Below are 15,606 nucleotides of genomic sequence, written 5' to 3'. Positions count from 1 at the left end.
GTTTTTTTGTTTTTGCTCTTCGTAGGATGGGTATCGCTGCGCTCCACCCATCTACGTCGTGCTTCCTGCTACTTCGGCGCGGAGTCCACTATCCGCTCCACCAACCATTGCAATGCCGTATCCCGCTCGCGTTGGGCGAGGTAGACCAGCTCCAGGTGGAACTGTCCCACATCGAACGGCAGCTCCAGCACCTGCAAAGGCAGCAACTCGGCGAAGTAGTTGGCCAGACGGGTTGGCAGGACTGTCAGCAAGTCCGTGCGGGCCACCAGGTGCGCGGCTTGCAGATAGTTCGGCGTGATGTAGGCGATCTGTCGCTTCAGCCCCTGGCTGGCCAGCCACTGGTCGACCATGCCCTTGGTCTGCCCGCCCGACACCCAGAGGTGCCGCTGAGCGAGGAAGGTCGTCAGGTCGATGGCAGCGTCTACCTGAGGATGCCCGCGCCGGGCAAGCAGGCGCAGTGTCTCGCTGGCCCACGCGCGCCGCTGGAAGCGTGCCGGCAGGTCCTCGAAGCGCCCCAGCACCAGGTCGAGGCTGCCCTTGTCCAGCGCTTCGGCCGGCAGCGTCGGTGTCAGGTGCTGGATGGCCACGCCGATGGCTGGCGCTTCGGCCTCCAGATTCTGGAGCAGGTGTGGCATGCACAACGCCTCGACATAGTCGGTCAGCGCCAGGGTGAAGCGCTGACGGCTGCGTGCCGGGTCGAAAGCATCACCGCCGGCCAGGCTCTGGCCGATGCGCTGCAAGGCATCACGGATCGGCGCTTCCAGTTCCAGAGCCCGTGGCGTCGGCTGCATGGCGCGGCCCACGCGCACCAGCAGCGGGTCGTCGAGCAACTCCCGCAGGCGGTTCAGCGCGTTGCTCACCGCAGGCTGGCTCAGCGCCAGGCGCTCCGCCGCGCGGGAAACGTTGCGCTCGCGCAGCAGAGCGTCGAGCACCCGCAGCAGGTTGAGATCGAAGTTGTTCATATTCATCGGGTGAATGCCACTTATCACAACTCAAAATTTCAAAAATAGTACCGCCTTCCCTAAGGTGATGGGTCTTCAAACGAGCGTTTCAGGCTGACAAGAGGAACAACATGAGCCAGAACATCCGCATCGCCAGCGCCGCCGTCATCGGCGCCGGCACCATGGGCCGGGGCATCGCCATGTGCCTGGCCAACGCCGGCGTGCAGGTCCTGTGGCTGGACAACAATCCGCAGATGCTGACCCAGGCCCTGGGCGTGGTGGCCGACACTTACGCACATAACGTACGCCAGGGCCGTATCGACGAAGCCGAGGCGGCCCGACGCCGCGCGCGCATCTCCCAGGCGGCCAACTATGCGGCGATCCGCGAGGTCGACCTGGTGATCGAAGCGGTGTACGAGAACCTCGAACTCAAGCAGTCGATCTTCCGTGAGCTGGATGCGGCGCTGAAACCCTCGGCCATCCTGGCGTCCAACACCTCCTATCTCGATATCGACGCCATCGCCAGCGTGACCGGGCGTCCGTCCCAGGTCCTGGGCCTGCACTTCTTCAGCCCGGCGCACATCATGAAGCTGCTGGAGATCGTGCGCGGCGCCAAGACCGCGCCCGCCGTGCTCGACGCGGCGCTGGAACTGGGCGAGCGCATGGGCAAGGTCAGCGTGGTGGCCGGCAACTGCCACGGCTTCATCGGCAACCGCATGCTGGAGAAGTACGTCCAGGAATCGCGCCGGCTGATCCTCGAAGGCTCGCTGCCGCACCAGGTGGATGCGGCAATCCAGGGCTTCGGCTTCGCCATGGGGCCGTTCCGCATGTTCGATGTGGTCGGCATCGACCTCGAATGGCGCGCCCGCGAACTGGCCGGCAAGGGCCAGGACGCGCCGACCGTGCAGGTGGACAATCGCCTGTGCGAGATGGGCCGCTTCGGCCAGAAGACCGGCAACGGCTTCTACCACTACGAGCCGGGCAGCCGTCAGGCCGAGCACGACCCGGAAGTCGACGCCCTGGTGCTGCGCGAGTCCGAGCGCCTGGGCTATGCCCGCCGCGACATCGGCGACGCGGAAATCGTCGAGCGCTGCCTGCTGGCGCTGGTCAACGAAGGCGCGAAGATCCTCGATGAAGGCATTGCCTCCACGAGTGCCGACATCGACACCGTCTACCTCAACGGCTACGGCTTCCCCAAGGACAAGTCCGGCCCCATGGCCTGGGCCGACGCCCAGGGCCTGCAGAGCGTGCTGGCGCGCCTGCGCGACCTGTCCGGTGAGCACGGCGCGCACTGGCAACCGGCCGCGCTGATCGAGCGCCTGGCCGCCGCCGGTGGCCGCTTCGCCGACGTAAAACAGGAGCATTGAGATGAGCTACCAGGCACCCCTGCGCGACATGCGCTTCGTCCTCCACGAACTGTTCGACGTCAGCGCCCACTGCGAGCAACTGGGCAACGGCCTCGACCGCGAACTGATCGACGGCGTGCTGGAAGAAGGCGCGCGCTACACCGGCGAAGTGGTCGCACCGCTCAATCGCAACAGCGACGAGCAGGGCGCGACCTTGCAGGATGGCGAAGTCACCACCCCGGACGGCTTCCGCGAGGCCTACCGGCAGTATTGCGACAACGGCTGGGCAAGCATGACCGGGCCGACCGAGTTTGGTGGCCAGGGCTTCCCGCAGATGGTCGCGGCCTGCTTCCACGAGATGCTGATGGCCGCCTCGCTGTCCTTCCGTGTCTATTCCGGCCTCACCGAGGGTGCGGTGCTGGCGCTGTACAAGCACGGCGCGCCGGAGCTGCAGCGCGACTACCTGGCGAAGATGGTCAGCGGCGTATGGGCCGGCACCATGTGCCTTACCGAACCCCAGGCCGGCACCGACCTCGCCCTCCTGCGCACCCGCGCCGAACCCCAGGCCGACGGCAGCTACAGCGTCAGCGGCAGCAAGATATTCATCAGCGGCGGCGAGCAGGACTTGTCCGAGAACATCGTCCACCTGGTGCTGGCGCGCCTGCCGGACGCCCCGGCGGGAGTGAAGGGCATCAGCCTGTTCCTCGTACCGAAGTTCATCGCCAACCCCGACGGCACGCTGGGCGCGCGCAACGCCCTGAGCTGCGGCGCCATCGAGCACAAGATGGGCATCAAGGGCGCGTCCACCTGCGTGATGAACTTCGACGGCGCCACCGGCTGGCTGATCGGCCAGGCCAACCAGGGCCTGGCGTGCATGTTCACCATGATGAACGACGCGCGCTTCCAGGTCGGCCTGCAAGGGCTGGGCATCGCCGAGCGCTCCTTCCAGGGCGCGCTGGCCTATGCCCGCGAGCGCCTGCAATCGCGCGCGCTGAGCGGCCCGGCCGAGCCGTCGAAAGCTGCCGACCCGATCATCGTCCACCCGGATGTGCGGCGCATGCTGCTGACCCAGAAGACCCTCACCGAAGGCAGCCGCATGCTGGCCGCCCTGTGTGCACGGGAGCTGGACCTGGAGCACGGCCATAGCGATGCCGACGCGCGCAAGGCCGCGGGCAAGCGCGCGGCCCTGCTGATCCCGTTCGTGAAATCCTTCCTCACCGACATGGGCCAGGAAGTCGCCAGCCTCGGTGTGCAGGTCTATGGCGGGCACGGCTTCATTCGCGAGTGGGGCATGGAGCAACTGATGCGCGACAGCCGCATCACCCAGATCTACGAAGGCACCAACGGCATCCAGGCCCTCGACCTGGTGCGCCGCAAACTGCTGGGCGACGGCGGTGCCGAGCTGAACGCGCTGATCGGCGAGCTAGCCGCGGTATGCGAGGTCGCCGGCGCCCGCCCCGAACTGGCGGCGCTGTCGGAAACCGTGCGCCAGCGCCTGCTGGAATGGCGCAGCCTCACCGCCGAAGTGATCGCTGCCTGCCAGCGCGACGTACAGGAAATCGGCGCCACCTCCGTGGACTTCCTGCAGTACTCGTCCTACGTGCTGCTCGCCGGGCTCTGGGTGCGCGCGGCTGGCGTGGCGCAGGCGAAGCTGGCAGCGGGCGAGGGCGACGCGGACTTCTACCGCGCCAAGCTGGCCAGTGCGGACTTCTATGTCCGCCGCATCCTGCCGCGCGCCAGCATGCACCGCGAGGCCCTGCTGGGGGGTGCCTCCTGCCTGATGGCACTGGACGCGGAGCACTTCGCGTTCTGATGCCGCCGCAATGAAAAACGCCGCTCCGGGCAGCCGGGGCGGCGTTTTTCGTTGTGCTGGGCGTTATGCCTGCGAGGTGCGGATCAGAAAGTCCGTGGTACCGGAGATCGCGGCACGTCGCTGGCACACATCGAGTTCGCTCAGCAGGCGTTCCAGCGTCGCGCCGGCATCGCCGCTCAGCTCCTTCAAAGCGTCCAGCTCATCGAATGCCTGGAGGATTGCTCGCAGTTCCGCGCTGATACTGCCCTGAAGTGCCTGCTGGAACACCGGCCGGCCCAGGCTCCAGACTCCTGCTTCCAGCCCGATGGCCCCCGTCTGCATCGCCATGAGCACGCCCCTGGCGAGCGAGGCCACGTAGAACTCCACGTTGCCCTGGGGGATTTCCAGCGTGATTCCCGGCATCCGTTCGCCCCGTTGCGCAGTGTGCGGGCGGGCTCAGGCCCGCTCCCACACCTCGAACGCATAGGCCGGGGTGTCGCCTTCCGCGTCGTGCTCGATGCTCGATGCCAGGTGCCACTGGCTCTCGTTCACCTCGGGGAAGTGCGCATCGCCCGCGGGGCTCAGGCCCACGCGGGTCAGGTAGAGGCGCTCGGCGCGCTCCAGCGCCTCGCTGTAGAGCTGCGCGCCGCCGATCAGCATCAGCTCCTCGGCTTCCTCTTCCTGTGCCCATTCAGCGGCACGTTGCAGCGCGGCGTCGAGGCTGGTGAAGACTTCCGCGCCTTCCAGCACGAGGCCCTCCTGGCGGGTGACCACGATGTTCAGCCGGCCCGGCAGCGGGCGGCCCAGCGAATCCCAAGTCTTGCGGCCCATGATCACCGGTTTGCCCAGAGTCATCGCCTTGAAGTGCTTGAGGTCCTGCGGCAGGTGCCAGGGCAGGCGGTTGTCGACACCGATCACGCGGTTGTCGGCAAGGGCGGCGATCATCGCCAGGGGCAGGGCTTGGGCCATCTCGACTCCAGTGGTGAACATCAGCGGGAACTCCCGTTGCCAGAGGATACCAGCCGAACTCCGCCTGCGGGACCGGCCGGCGGAACGCGCATGAAGAAGGTGCCGTCCTCGTTGACCTGGGTGATACCGCTGGCCAGCACCTTGCGATAGTCCTTGAGGTTGAATGCCAGCGGCTGGTCGGGCTGTTCGGCCTTGAGCAGCACCTGGGAATAGGTGATGAGGATTTCGAAGATCTTCAGGTCGCCCGATTGCAGCCAGATGTACGACGGCCCTGCCTGGAGTGGCGGTGCGAAGGCCAGCGCCTGGGCGCCGGGCTTGCGCGCGAACTTCAGGTGCAGGCCCTTGGCGTCGAGCCAACTGGACTCCACCTGGCCGTCGATGCCCACCAGCGGGAACACCTTGTGGTAGTTCAGGTGCATCACATTGTCTTCCAGCTTCGCACCGGGGCGCTCCAGGCTCACCAGCGAATCCAGGCGCAGGCCGACCAGGCTCATGGCGCCGTAGCTGGGCACGCCGAGGACCTTCACGCTGTCGGGCCGGTAGTCGAGGTTGTCGCCGTCGAGCTTCACCGTGCCGGAGAGGCGCAGCGGCAGCCACGGCCCGATGCCCAGCGGTTGCACCTCGCCGGACACCAGCAGGCGGTCGCCGTCCACGCTCAGGCTGAAGTCGCGCAGCATGCTTTCGGGGTAGGCGAGGATGTGCTGGTTGAACAGGTTGGAAAGTTGCTCCGGGCTGAGGATCACCTCACCTTCGGAGACCTCGATGCGCATGTCCTGCGGGCGGTCGAAGTCCACCGGTTCGCCAGCCTTGAGCGGCACCAGCCAGCCCTTCAGCTCCGGGCTGTGGAAGCCGATGCCGTCCTGGAAATACATGTCCACGTTGTGCAGCAACAGGCCGACGCCATCCTGCCCGGAGTCGCGCAGGCTGCCGGGGCGGGTGGCCTTGTAGTCGGCGGCGGGCGGCGTCTGCTGGTACCAGCCCTGGCGCAGCACGCCAAGCTCTCGCTGCTGGCGGTCGATGGCGCTGTCGGCGTGTACCTGCGTGGCTGCGGCCAGGCCGAGCAGCGCGGCGATGATGGCTCTCATAGGGCTTTCTCCTGCGGCGCCGGGGCCTTCACGGGCGATACGGCGATATGCACCATGCCGTCCTCGCGCAGGCGGATTTCGCCGTACTGCAATTGCCTGCGGTAGTCGTAGAGATTGAACAGCAGCGGAGCGTCCGGGCTCAGGCTGGTGAACAGGGCGTAGGCTTTGACCAGGATGGTGCGGGCCATCTTGATGTCGCCGCCTTCGACGAACATATAACTCTTCGGCGCGTTCAACTGCGGCCACTTCAGGGCGGCCAGGTCGCTGCCCAGCAGCAGGTCCATCCCTCCGTCGGCGAGTTTCAGGCTACTGACGGCGAAGTCCAGGCGCGGCGGCGGGAACAGGCCGTCCAGGTCGACCAGGATGCGGTTGCCGACCAACTGCATGTGCGCGGTGTGCAGTTGCAGTACCTCGGACATCTCGATGGAAGCGGCGGTCAGCGACGGCGTGACATCCACGCCATCGACGAAGATCCGCTTAGGCACCAGCGCGACTTTCAGCGGCCCGGCCTGCTCGATGTCCGTGACCATCCGCAGCGGCCGCCAGCGCCCCTTGCGCAGCAGCTCGCCGTTCACCTCCTGAGCATCGGCGCGGGTGCTCAGCGCCAGGTTGCGCACCGGTGCGCCGGCGTTGCGCAGCTCCTCGTTGAGCAGGGTGGCCAGGGTCGCGTCGGCGACGAAGATATCGCCGGACTCGATGCGCGCGACCATCGAAGTGGGATCGTCGAGCAGCAGCGGTGTGCCTTGCGGACCGTTGGGGCTCATCTGGATCAGCATCTTGCGGATGAAGAAACCGATGTCGTCATGCAGGCGGAAGTCGGTCTGGCTTATCCACAGCTTCGACGTGTTGCTGGCGGACTGCCGCGCGCTGACGCTGGCGTCGAGTTGGCGTGGCGGTACCGCCTGCATCAGTGGCGTATCGGGGCCCCAGTCGGAGGGGCGTACCGGCGGCGTTTCGACGGCCGCTGCGCTGGCGGCGGCGAGCAGCAGGGGCAGGGCACTGAGCAGAGAGCGCAGCATGGCGGGCCTCATTCTTGTTTTTGTAGGCGTTGTTGTCCGGTGAGTCTGAGCCCGCCCGGTCCCGGCGTGAGCCCTTCCTTGGTTTGGTTGACGCCGGAGGGTGTTACCGGCGGCCTCGGGCGGACGGCGGCGCGCTCAGCGGTTATGCTTCCGGGTCAGTACCGAGTGTCGGAGACCCTGTGAGCGAGACCCCCGCTTCCGCCCTTGAATCCCTGTGGCTGTGCGAAGCCGTGCGCTTGCGCGAGGAGCAGGCCGGCCCGCTGGAAGACAGCGAAGCCAACCGCCGCGCCATCGTCGCTGGCGGCGATCTTGCGCAGCGCCTGCAACGGCGTGCCCTGTTGCTGGCCGAACGCGATGGCCAGCGCAGCGCCCTGCATACCTGGACCCAGGGGGCGCGGCTGGCGCTGTTCGTGTTGCTGGCGCTGGCGTTGTTCACCGGCGGCGGCCTGGCCCTGGCGGCTCTGGGCGACGGCCTGCGGCCGGTGAATGTGTTCTGGGCGCTGGCCAGCCTGCTCGGCCTGCACCTCATCACCCTGGTTGGCTGGGGCCTGGCCTTCTTCGCCGGCGGCGAAGCGGCGGGCGCGCTCGGGCGCCTGTGGCTGTGGCTGAGCGGCAAGCTCGCCCGCGACGCCCATGCAGCACAGCTCGCCCCTGCGCTGCTGGTCCTGCTCGACCGCCGGAAACTCACTCGCTGGGCGCTGGGCCTGCTGGTCCACGGCCTGTGGTTGGCGGCACTGAGCAGCGCGCTGGGCGTGATGCTCGCGCTGCTGGCGACGCGGCGCTACGGCTTCGTCTGGGAAACCACCATCCTCGGCGGCGACACCTTCATCGCCCTCACTCACGGCCTTGGGGCATTGCCGGCGCTGCTCGGCTTTCCGCAGCCGGATGCCGAACTGGTACGCGCCAGTGGCGACGCCCTGGTCGCCAACGAAGCCGCGCGCCATGCCTGGGCGGGCTGGCTGGTGGGTATCCTGCTGGTCTACGGCGTGCTGCTGCGCGGCGCGCTCTGGCTGCTCTGCCTGTGGCACTGGAAGCGCGGCCGCGCAAGCCTGGCGCTGGACGTATCGCTGCCCGGCTACGCGCTGCTGCGTGAGCGCCTGATGCCGGCCAGCGAGCGCTTGGGCGTCAGCGATGCCGCGCCGGACGAGCTGATTGAGCCGCAGGCACAGGCCCCGGCGTCCACCGCTGACGGCGCTCTGCTGGTTTCCATCGAACTGCTCGACCGGCCCGACTGGCCGCCGAAGCTGCCGGCTGGCGTGGCCAATGCGGGCGACCTGGACGATGGCGCACAGCGTCGCCGCCTGCTGGAGCAACTCACCCGCTACCCGCCGGCGCGCCTGGCGATTGCCTGCGACCCACGCCGCTCGCCGGATCGCGGCACCCTGGCGCTGATCGCCGAGCTGTCCCGCTGCGCCGCCGCCACGCGCGTCTGGCTGCTGCAGGCGCCGCCGGGCGAAGCGCTGGACGCCGACCGCCTGGGCGACTGGCACGCCGCCATCGAACGCCTGCAACTGCCGCACACCTCGGCATCGCCGCTGGGCTGGCTGGAGACCGGGCATGACTGATGCACTGAAACTGGCCGTTGTCGGCCACACCAACGTCGGCAAGACCTCCCTGTTGCGCACGCTGACCCGCGATGTCGGCTTCGGCGAGGTCTCCCATCGTCCCAGCACCACGCGCCACGTGGAGGGCGCGCGGCTGTCGGTGGATGGCGAGCCGCTGCTGGAACTCTACGACACCCCCGGCCTGGAAGATGCCATCGCCCTGCGCGACTTCCTCGACGGCCTGGAACGCCCGGGTGAGCGCCTGGACGGCCCGGAAAAGCTGCGCCGCTTCCTCGATGGCAGCGAAGCCCGTGGCCGCTTCGAGCAGGAAGCCAAGGTACTGCGCCAGTTGCTGGCCTCTGACGCCGGCCTCTACGTGATCGACGCCCGCGAGCCGGTGCTCGCCAAGTACCGCGACGAACTGGCGGTGCTCGCCGCCTGCGCCCGGCCGCTGCTGCCGGTGCTCAACTTCGTCGCCAGCCCGCAGCACCGCGAAGAACAATGGCGCGAGGCGCTGTCACGCCTTGGCCTGCATGCCCTGGTGCGCTTCGACAGCGTGGCGCCGCCGCTGGATGGTGAGCGGCGCCTGTACGAAAGCCTCGCGCTGCTGCTGGAGCGCGCGCGGCCGCAACTGGACCGCCTGGTGGCTGATCATGAAGCCCAGGCCGTTGCCCGCCGTGAAGCCGGTGCGCGGTTGATCGCCGAGCTGCTGGTGGATGTCGCCGCCTGCCGCCAGTTGGTGCCGGCCGGCGATGCCGCCGTGCGCGCCGCCACCGAAGCGTTACGCGACCAGGTGCGCAAGCGCGAAGACGCCTGCGTGAAGGCGCTGCTCAGTCTCTACGCCTTCCGCAAGGACGACGCCCGCGCCGCCGACCTGCCATTGCTGGACGGGCGCTGGGGTGACGACCTGTTCAACCCGGAAACCTTGCGTCAGCTCGGCATCCGCCTGGGTGGCGGCGTTGCGGCTGGCGCGGCGGCGGGGGCGGGGATCGACCTGTTGGTGGGCGGCCTCACACTCGGCGCGGCGACTGCGCTCGGCGCGCTCGCTGGCGGCGCCTGGCAGACCGTCGGCCACTACGGCCAGCGCCTGCTCGGCAAGCTCAAGGGCAGCCGCGAGCTGTCGGTGGACGACAGCGTGCTGCGCCTGCTGGCACTGCGGCAGCGGCAATTGCTGGCGGCCCTGCAGACGCGCGGGCATGCGGCGGTGGAAGCGATCCAGGTGCAGTCGCCTGAAGACAAGCAGTGGCGCGAGGGCAAGCTGCCCGAGGCATTGCGCAAGGCGCGTGCGCATCCGGAGTGGTCGGCTCTCAATGGCCGCCGGCGCGGCGAGAAGAGCGAGCGGCAGGAGGCGGTGGCGCAGTTGGCCACGCATCTGCTCGAGCCGTAAGCGCCGCGCGAATGCTATAGGTCCGTAGGGCGCATAACCTGGAACAGGTTATCCGCCGGCAAACGTGCGGCGGATAACGCTGGCGCGTTATGCGCCCTACGACTGCCCCCTCTCTGTCTGGGAGGGGGCGGGCAAGCACAAGCGACGATGCTCCCTGTAGGAGCGAGCTTGCTCGCGAACGCGCTCAGACGAGCGTGACCATCTCCACCGCGGCAATACCCTCGCTCACGGTCAGAATCGCCAACGCAATCGGCAGCTTGAACCGCCGCGGCCCGGCGCTGCCGGGATTCAGGTACAGCACCCCGTTGCGCCGCTCGTTCAGTGGTTTGTGCGAATGCCCGGCAAGTACCAGGTCAATGCGTTCGGCTACCGGGTCGATGGCCAATTGCTTGAGGTCATGAATCAGGTACAGGCGCAGCCCGCCCAGCTCCAGCAGCAACGTTTCCGGCAACTCGCTGGCCCAGTCCTCGGTGTCGTTGTTGCCGCGCACCACATCCAGCGGCGCCAGCTCGCGGAGCCGGTCGAGGAGGGATGCGGGGCCGATGTCGCCCAGGTGCAGGATGCGCTCGCAGCCGCGCAGCGCATCCAGCGCTTCCGGGCGCAGCAGGCCGTGGGTGTCGGCGATCACGCCGAGGCGCAGTGAAGTGTTCATGCGCGGAGCATAAACGACGACGCCACCCGGAGGTGGCGTCTTGGCGGGATCACTCGTTGTGCGAGGCCTTGGCGGCTTCGGACTCGGGCAGGAACCAGTTCAGCAGCAGGGCACAGATGCCGCCCGTAGCGACGCCCGACTCCAGCACATTGCGGATGGCATGCGGCATGTGCGCAAGGAACTCAGGCACCTGCGAGATGCCCAGGCCCAGCGCCAGGCTGACGGCGATGATCAGCAGCGCACGGCGGTCCAGGTGGGTGCCAGCGAGGATGTTGATGCCCGATGCGGCGACCGCGCCGAACATCACCATCACCGCGCCGCCGAGCACCGGCTCCGGCACGGCCTGGATCACCCCGGCCACGCTGGGGAACAGGCCGAGCACGATCAGCATCGCGGCGATCCACAGGCCAACGTGACGGCTGGCCACGCCAGTGAGTTGGATCACGCCATTGTTCTGCGCGAAGACCGAACTGGGGAAGGTGTTGAACAGGCCGGCCAGCAGCGAATTGGCGCCGTTCACCAGCACGCCGCCCTTGATCCGCTGCATCCACAGCGGGCCTTCCACCGGCTGGCGGGAAATCTTGCTGGTGGCGGTGACGTCGCCGATGGCTTCCAGCGAGGTGACCAGGTAGATCACCAGCATCGGGATGAACAGGCTCCAGGAGAAGCCCAGGCCGAAGTGCAGCGGGACCGGCACCTGGAACATCGGCGCTTCGTGCATGCCGGTGAAGTCCAGGCGGCCCAGGTAACCGGCCAGCGCGTAGCCCACGGCCAGCGCGATGACGATCGCGCCGCTGCGCATCCATACCACCGGGATGCGGTTGAGGATGACGATGATCGCCAGAACAAGGCCGGACAGCAGCAGGTTTTCACCGTTGGCGAAGGTGCCGTTGCCCATCGCGGTGAAGCCTCCGCCCATGCTGATCAGGCCGACCTTGATCAGCGTCAGGCCGATCATCAGCACCACGATGCCGGTGACCAGCGGCGTGATCAGGCGCTTCACGAACGGCAGGATGCGCGATACGCCCATCTCCACGAAGGAACCGGCCATCACCACGCCGAAGATCGCCGCCATCACTGCTTCCACCGGCGTGCCGTTCTTCACCATCAGCGCGCCGCCCGCGATCAGCGGGCCTACGAAGTTGAAGCTTGTGCCCTGGACGATCAGCAGGCCCGCGCCGAACGGCCCGAAGCGCTTGCACTGGACGAAGGTGGCAATGCCGGAGATGACCAGCGACATCGACACGATCAGGTTGGTGTCGCGCGGCGAAACGCCCAGCGCCTGGCAGATCAGCAGGCCGGGGGTGACGATCGGCACGATGATCGCCAGCAGGTGTTGCAGCGCAGCCAGCAAGGCAATGGGCAGGGACGGGCGGTCTTCCAGGCCGTAGACCAGGTCGGGCTGATCCTTGGCGGTGGACGGTTCGTTGAGGGAGCTCATGGGCGGCGGTCCGGGAAAAAAGAGCGCGATTTTACTGGCCAGACGCCACGCGGGACAGTGCCGCGACGCAAGGGATGACGAGTGGGTGACGGTAATTGTCAGCGACTGATAGGAAGTTATATATGAGGTGACAGCTTGAGTCAGAGTTTTTTGGAGTTGTCTATGAAAATAAAGTGCATCGGAATTTTCCACGTCTTGGGAGGAATAATCCGACTTAAATGAGTTTTCTGCGAGTCATTAAATGAAGTTATCCGGTGTTCTTTGTGAATGTTCTGGTGAATGTCGGAAAGACAACTTAATGACTAGCAGGTGAATCGATATGAAAAGTATGCAGAAGGGTTTTACCCTTATCGAACTGATGATCGTAATTGCGATTATCGGTATTCTGGCCTCGATTGCCTTCCCGGCATATCAGGATTACACGGCTCGCTCCCAGGCTGTCGAGGCATTGCAGGCGACGGCGGGAATCCAGGGTGATGTAGCTGTCGACACCGCAAATGCAGGATCCTTGACGGCGACGACAGATACCATTGCTGCAGCCCAAGACCTTGAGGGGAAGTATTTCAAGGCTAAGAGCGCCAGTGTTACGAGTGGCGGGATTATAAGTGTGAAGTTTGATTCTGGCGCCCTGAATGGTCAAACAATGACTTTGACTCCAACGCTGAATGCTGCAAAAAACCAGATTGCTAGCTGGAAGTGCACCGGCTTGTCTAAGAATAATACCCTTCCATCCGGGTGTCGTTGATAGTTGCTTCGATGTTTAAAGTAAACCCCTTGCTTGTAAAGTTAGGGGTTTTTACTTTGGTGGACTGTTGACTAAAATTTATCTCACTAAAAAGCCCGGCGTCTGCCGGGCTTTTTATTAGCTCAATGAGCTCACCCTTCCAGCAATGCCTTATCCCGCACCGCACCCTTATCCGCACTGGTTGCCAGCAGCGCATAAGCCTTCAGTGCAGTACTTACCTTGCGCGCACGCGGTTGGGCCGGTTTCCAGCCTTTCTTGTCCTGCTCGACGCGGCGGGCGGCGAGTTCGTCGTCGCTCACCAGCAGGTTGATGCTGCGGTTGGGGATGTCGATCAGCACCTTGTCGCCGTCCTGTACCAGGCCGATGGCGCCGCCAGCGGCGGCTTCCGGGGAGGCGTGGCCGATGGAAAGGCCGGAGGTGCCGCCGGAGAAGCGGCCGTCGGTGAGCAGGGCGCACTGCTTGCCCAGGCCCTTGGACTTCAGGTAGCTGGTCGGGTACAGCATTTCCTGCATGCCCGGGCCGCCTTTCGGGCCTTCGTAGCGGATGATCACGATATCGCCCGGTTTGACTTCGTCGGCGAGGATGCCTTTCACGGCGGCGTCCTGGCTTTCGAAGATCTTCGCGGTGCCTTCGAATACGTGGATGGATTCATCCACGCCGGCGGTTTTCACCACGCAGCCGTCCAGGGCGATGTTGCCGTACAGCACGGCCAGGCCGCCTTCCTGGGAGTAGGCGTGCTCGACGCTGCGGATGCAGCCTTCGGCGCGGTCATCGTCCAGGCTGTCCCAGCGGGTGCTCTGGCTGAACGCCACTTGCGTGGGGATGCCGGCGGGGCCGGCCTTGAAGAAGGTGTGGACCTTCTCGTCCTGGGTCTGGGTGATATCCCATTCGGCAATGGCGTCGGCCATGCTCGGGCTGTGCACGGTGCCCACGTCGGTGTGCAGCAGGCCGCCACGGGCCAGTTCGCCGAGGATGGAGAAGATGCCGCCGGCGCGGTGCACGTCTTCCATGTGGTACTTCTGGATGTTCGGCGCCACCTTGCACAGTTGCGGAACCTTGCGCGACAGACGATCGATGTCGCGCAGGTCGAACGGCACTTCCGCCTCCTGGGCGGCGGCCAGCAGGTGCAGGATGGTGTTGGTCGAACCGCCCATCGCGATATCGAGGGTCATGGCGTTCTCGAACGCCTTGAAGTTGGCGATGTTGCGCGGGAGTACGGAGTCGTCGCCTTCGCCGTAGTAGCGCTGGCACAGTTCGACGGCCAGGCGGCCAGCGCGCAGGAACAGTTGTTCGCGGTCGGAGTGGGTGGCCAGGGTCGAACCGTTGCCCGGCAGGGACAGGCCGAGAGCTTCGGTCAGGCAGTTCATGGAGTTGGCGGTGAACATGCCGGAGCACGAACCGCAGGTGGGGCAGGCGCTGCGCTCGTACTCGGCGACTTTCTCGTCGGAGCAGGAGTCGTCGGCGGCAACCACCATCGCGTCGACCAGGTCCAGGCCGTGGCTGGCCAGCTTGGTCTTGCCGGCTTCCATCGGGCCGCCGGAGACGAATACCACCGGGATGTTCAGGCGCAGGGCGGCCATCAGCATGCCGGGGGTGATCTTGTCGCAGTTGGAGATGCAGACGATGGCGTCGGCGCAGTGGGCGTTGACCATGTACTCCACGGAGTCGGCGATGATCTCGCGGCTCGGCAGGGAGTAGAGCATGCCGTCGTGGCCCATCGCGATGCCGTCGTCCACGGCGATGGTGTTGAATTCCTTGGCCACGCCGCCGTGCTTTTCGATCTCGCGGGCGACCAGTTGGCCCAGGTCCTTCAGGTGCACGTGGCCGGGCACGAACTGGGTGAAGGAGTTGGCGATGGCGATGATCGGTTTCTTGAAGTCTTCGTCCTTCATCCCGGTGGCGCGCCACAGGGCGCGGGCGCCGGCCATGTTGCGGCCGTGGGTGGAGGTTTTCGAGCGGTAATCGGGCATGACACGTTCCTGCGGCTATCAGGTCTCGGGGGAGTCGCTGCGGGTCTTGGTTGCGGCGGCGTTCAGCGGGTGGCGCTGGCCGGCGAGACCCTGGCGGACTCTGAATTCGTATCGTGAGCGCGGTACGCACCGGATGCAAACAGCAGATAGCCTTGCATGGGCGTTGCGGCGCGGGGCGTGGCGGGGTCACCGCCTGCCTGGCCGGGGCTCACAGGCCCGCCGGGGGATAAATGGCAGGAATGCCCGGATTCTACGCCGTGCCTGCTGGCGAGGGGAAGGCTGGCGGTCGGGGGCGTATAGACTGTGCTGAAGCCGGTAGCCCTCAGGGTTGCCATTTCTTCCTGCCCACTGGAGGGTTCGCATGAGGATTTCCCGGATCGCCCTGCTCGCCGCGCTTTTCGCCGGCGCCGTGCAAGCCTCGTCGGACGGGGCCTGGCAGGCTCAGGACAAGCTGCAGCGCGAGAGTTGCCTGGCCCTGAGCCATCTGCAGAACAAGAAGATACTGGGCGCGCCGGTGCTGTTCGATGACAGCGTCGGCTACACGGCGCTGATGATCGGTGGCCGGTATTCGCAGAAGGGCGCGCAGGCGCACATGAAGGGGAAGGAGGGGCGCGAGCTGTGCCTGTTCCAGCGCAGCACGGGCAAGGCGACGATCAGCGAAGCGGATTCGCTGCTGCCGCCGAAGTGAAGCCATGCTGCGCTTTGCGGCGATGGA

Annotated in this window: 14 protein-coding genes; 6 read left to right on the top strand and 8 right to left on the bottom strand. The window is 66.4% G+C overall.

The genetic code is table 11. From position 1 onward, the window contains the following. Window positions 1-68: 68 nt before the first annotated feature. A complete protein-coding gene (locus OU419_RS26945; RefSeq protein WP_254475222.1) occupies window positions 69-968 on the bottom strand; it encodes a LysR family transcriptional regulator in 900 nt (299 codons plus the stop codon). Window positions 969-1,072: 104 nt separating this feature from the next. Here OU419_RS26945 and OU419_RS26940 point away from each other — a divergent pair, with 104 nt between their 5' ends. Together OU419_RS26940 and OU419_RS26935 are read left to right on the top strand one after the other, a co-directional pair. Then, window positions 1,073-2,308: a 3-hydroxyacyl-CoA dehydrogenase gene (locus OU419_RS26940; RefSeq protein WP_254475214.1), complete on the top strand. Its 1,236-nt coding sequence runs from the start codon at window positions 1,073-1,075 to the stop codon at window positions 2,306-2,308. Between the two features lies 1 nt (window position 2,309). Beyond that, window positions 2,310-4,100, top strand: coding sequence for an acyl-CoA dehydrogenase C-terminal domain-containing protein (locus OU419_RS26935; protein ID WP_254475212.1), 1,791 nt, complete (start codon window positions 2,310-2,312; stop codon window positions 4,098-4,100). Window positions 4,101-4,163: 63 nt separating this feature from the next. Here the strand turns inward: OU419_RS26935 and OU419_RS26930 are convergent, their stop codons facing one another. From OU419_RS26930 to OU419_RS26915, 4 genes are read right to left on the bottom strand one after another with little or no spacing between them, the layout of a single operon-like run. Further along, window positions 4,164-4,502, bottom strand: a complete 339-nt coding sequence (locus OU419_RS26930; protein WP_254475210.1) for a hypothetical protein — start codon at window positions 4,500-4,502, stop codon at window positions 4,164-4,166. Window positions 4,503-4,535: 33 nt separating this feature from the next. Further along, window positions 4,536-5,048: a dihydrofolate reductase gene (locus OU419_RS26925; RefSeq protein ID WP_254475314.1), complete on the bottom strand. Its 513-nt coding sequence runs from the start codon at window positions 5,046-5,048 to the stop codon at window positions 4,536-4,538. 20 nt (window positions 5,049-5,068) lie between these two features. After that, window positions 5,069-6,133, bottom strand: coding sequence for a hypothetical protein (locus OU419_RS26920; RefSeq protein ID WP_254475208.1), 1,065 nt, complete (start codon window positions 6,131-6,133; stop codon window positions 5,069-5,071). Then, a complete protein-coding gene (locus tag OU419_RS26915) occupies window positions 6,130-7,152 on the bottom strand; it encodes a hypothetical protein (protein ID WP_254475206.1) in 1,023 nt (340 codons plus the stop codon). The genes OU419_RS26920 and OU419_RS26915 overlap by 4 nt, the downstream gene beginning before the upstream one ends. 179 nt (window positions 7,153-7,331) lie before the next feature. Here OU419_RS26915 and OU419_RS26910 point away from each other — a divergent pair, with 179 nt between their 5' ends. Together OU419_RS26910 and OU419_RS26905 are read left to right on the top strand one after the other, a co-directional pair. Continuing rightward, window positions 7,332-8,717 carry a DUF2868 domain-containing protein gene (locus tag OU419_RS26910; protein ID WP_254475204.1) on the top strand — a complete coding sequence of 462 codons (1,386 nt, stop codon included), beginning with the start codon at window positions 7,332-7,334 and terminating at the stop codon, window positions 8,715-8,717. Beyond that, on the top strand, window positions 8,710-10,083 hold the full coding sequence (locus OU419_RS26905; protein WP_254475202.1) for a GTPase/DUF3482 domain-containing protein: 1,374 nt from the start codon (window positions 8,710-8,712) through the stop codon (window positions 10,081-10,083). Before OU419_RS26910 ends, OU419_RS26905 begins: the two co-directional genes overlap by 8 nt. A 184-nt stretch (window positions 10,084-10,267) precedes the next feature. Here the strand turns inward: OU419_RS26905 and OU419_RS26900 are convergent, their stop codons facing one another. Together OU419_RS26900 and OU419_RS26895 are read right to left on the bottom strand one after the other, a co-directional pair. Then, on the bottom strand, window positions 10,268-10,735 hold the full coding sequence (locus OU419_RS26900; RefSeq protein WP_254475200.1) for a metallophosphoesterase family protein: 468 nt from the start codon (window positions 10,733-10,735) through the stop codon (window positions 10,268-10,270). A gap of 49 nt (window positions 10,736-10,784) precedes the next feature. Further along, window positions 10,785-12,176, bottom strand: a complete 1,392-nt coding sequence (locus OU419_RS26895; protein WP_254475198.1) for a nucleobase:cation symporter-2 family protein — start codon at window positions 12,174-12,176, stop codon at window positions 10,785-10,787. A 319-nt stretch (window positions 12,177-12,495) separates the two neighbouring features. Here OU419_RS26895 and OU419_RS26885 point away from each other — a divergent pair, with 319 nt between their 5' ends. Beyond that, window positions 12,496-12,921, top strand: a complete 426-nt coding sequence (locus tag OU419_RS26885; protein WP_302329068.1) for a pilin — start codon at window positions 12,496-12,498, stop codon at window positions 12,919-12,921. 131 nt (window positions 12,922-13,052) lie between these two features. On the opposite strand, the gene ilvD is transcribed toward OU419_RS26885, so the two are convergent. Further along, window positions 13,053-14,891: a dihydroxy-acid dehydratase gene (gene ilvD, locus OU419_RS26880; protein WP_254475196.1), complete on the bottom strand. Its 1,839-nt coding sequence runs from the start codon at window positions 14,889-14,891 to the stop codon at window positions 13,053-13,055. A 361-nt stretch (window positions 14,892-15,252) separates the two neighbouring features. Here ilvD and OU419_RS26875 point away from each other — a divergent pair, with 361 nt between their 5' ends. Next, window positions 15,253-15,579 carry a hypothetical protein gene (locus tag OU419_RS26875; protein WP_254475194.1) on the top strand — a complete coding sequence of 109 codons (327 nt, stop codon included), beginning with the start codon at window positions 15,253-15,255 and terminating at the stop codon, window positions 15,577-15,579. Window positions 15,580-15,606 lie beyond the last annotated feature (27 nt).

Origin of the sequence: Pseudomonas triclosanedens (genome assembly GCF_026686735.1) — a bacterium.
Lineage (GTDB): Bacteria > Pseudomonadota > Gammaproteobacteria > Pseudomonadales > Pseudomonadaceae > Pseudomonas > Pseudomonas triclosanedens.
Note: the sequence above shows the minus strand (reverse complement) of the source record. Positions and strands in the feature narration are given on the sequence as shown.

Bases quoted from the DNA above. Each gene is read 5' to 3' on its own strand.
- OU419_RS26925 (WP_254475314.1), bottom strand. From the start codon at position 5,048: ATGGCCCAAGCCCTGCCCCTGGCGATGATCGCCGCCCTTGCCGACAAC.
- OU419_RS26895 (WP_254475198.1), bottom strand. From the start codon at position 12,176: ATGAGCTCCCTCAACGAACCGTCCACCGCCAAGGATCAGCCCGACCTG.
- OU419_RS26915 (WP_254475206.1), bottom strand. From the start codon at position 7,152: ATGCTGCGCTCTCTGCTCAGTGCCCTGCCCCTGCTGCTCGCCGCCGCC.
- OU419_RS26935 (WP_254475212.1), top strand. From the start codon at position 2,310: ATGAGCTACCAGGCACCCCTGCGCGACATGCGCTTCGTCCTCCACGAA.
- OU419_RS26885 (WP_302329068.1), top strand. From the start codon at position 12,496: ATGAAAAGTATGCAGAAGGGTTTTACCCTTATCGAACTGATGATCGTA.
- OU419_RS26905 (WP_254475202.1), top strand. From the start codon at position 8,710: ATGACTGATGCACTGAAACTGGCCGTTGTCGGCCACACCAACGTCGGC.
- ilvD (WP_254475196.1), bottom strand. From the start codon at position 14,891: ATGCCCGATTACCGCTCGAAAACCTCCACCCACGGCCGCAACATGGCC.
- OU419_RS26920 (WP_254475208.1), bottom strand. From the start codon at position 6,133: ATGAGAGCCATCATCGCCGCGCTGCTCGGCCTGGCCGCAGCCACGCAG.
- OU419_RS26945 (WP_254475222.1), bottom strand. From the start codon at position 968: ATGAATATGAACAACTTCGATCTCAACCTGCTGCGGGTGCTCGACGCT.
- OU419_RS26875 (WP_254475194.1), top strand. From the start codon at position 15,253: ATGAGGATTTCCCGGATCGCCCTGCTCGCCGCGCTTTTCGCCGGCGCC.
- OU419_RS26930 (WP_254475210.1), bottom strand. From the start codon at position 4,502: ATGCCGGGAATCACGCTGGAAATCCCCCAGGGCAACGTGGAGTTCTAC.
- OU419_RS26900 (WP_254475200.1), bottom strand. From the start codon at position 10,735: ATGAACACTTCACTGCGCCTCGGCGTGATCGCCGACACCCACGGCCTG.
- OU419_RS26940 (WP_254475214.1), top strand. From the start codon at position 1,073: ATGAGCCAGAACATCCGCATCGCCAGCGCCGCCGTCATCGGCGCCGGC.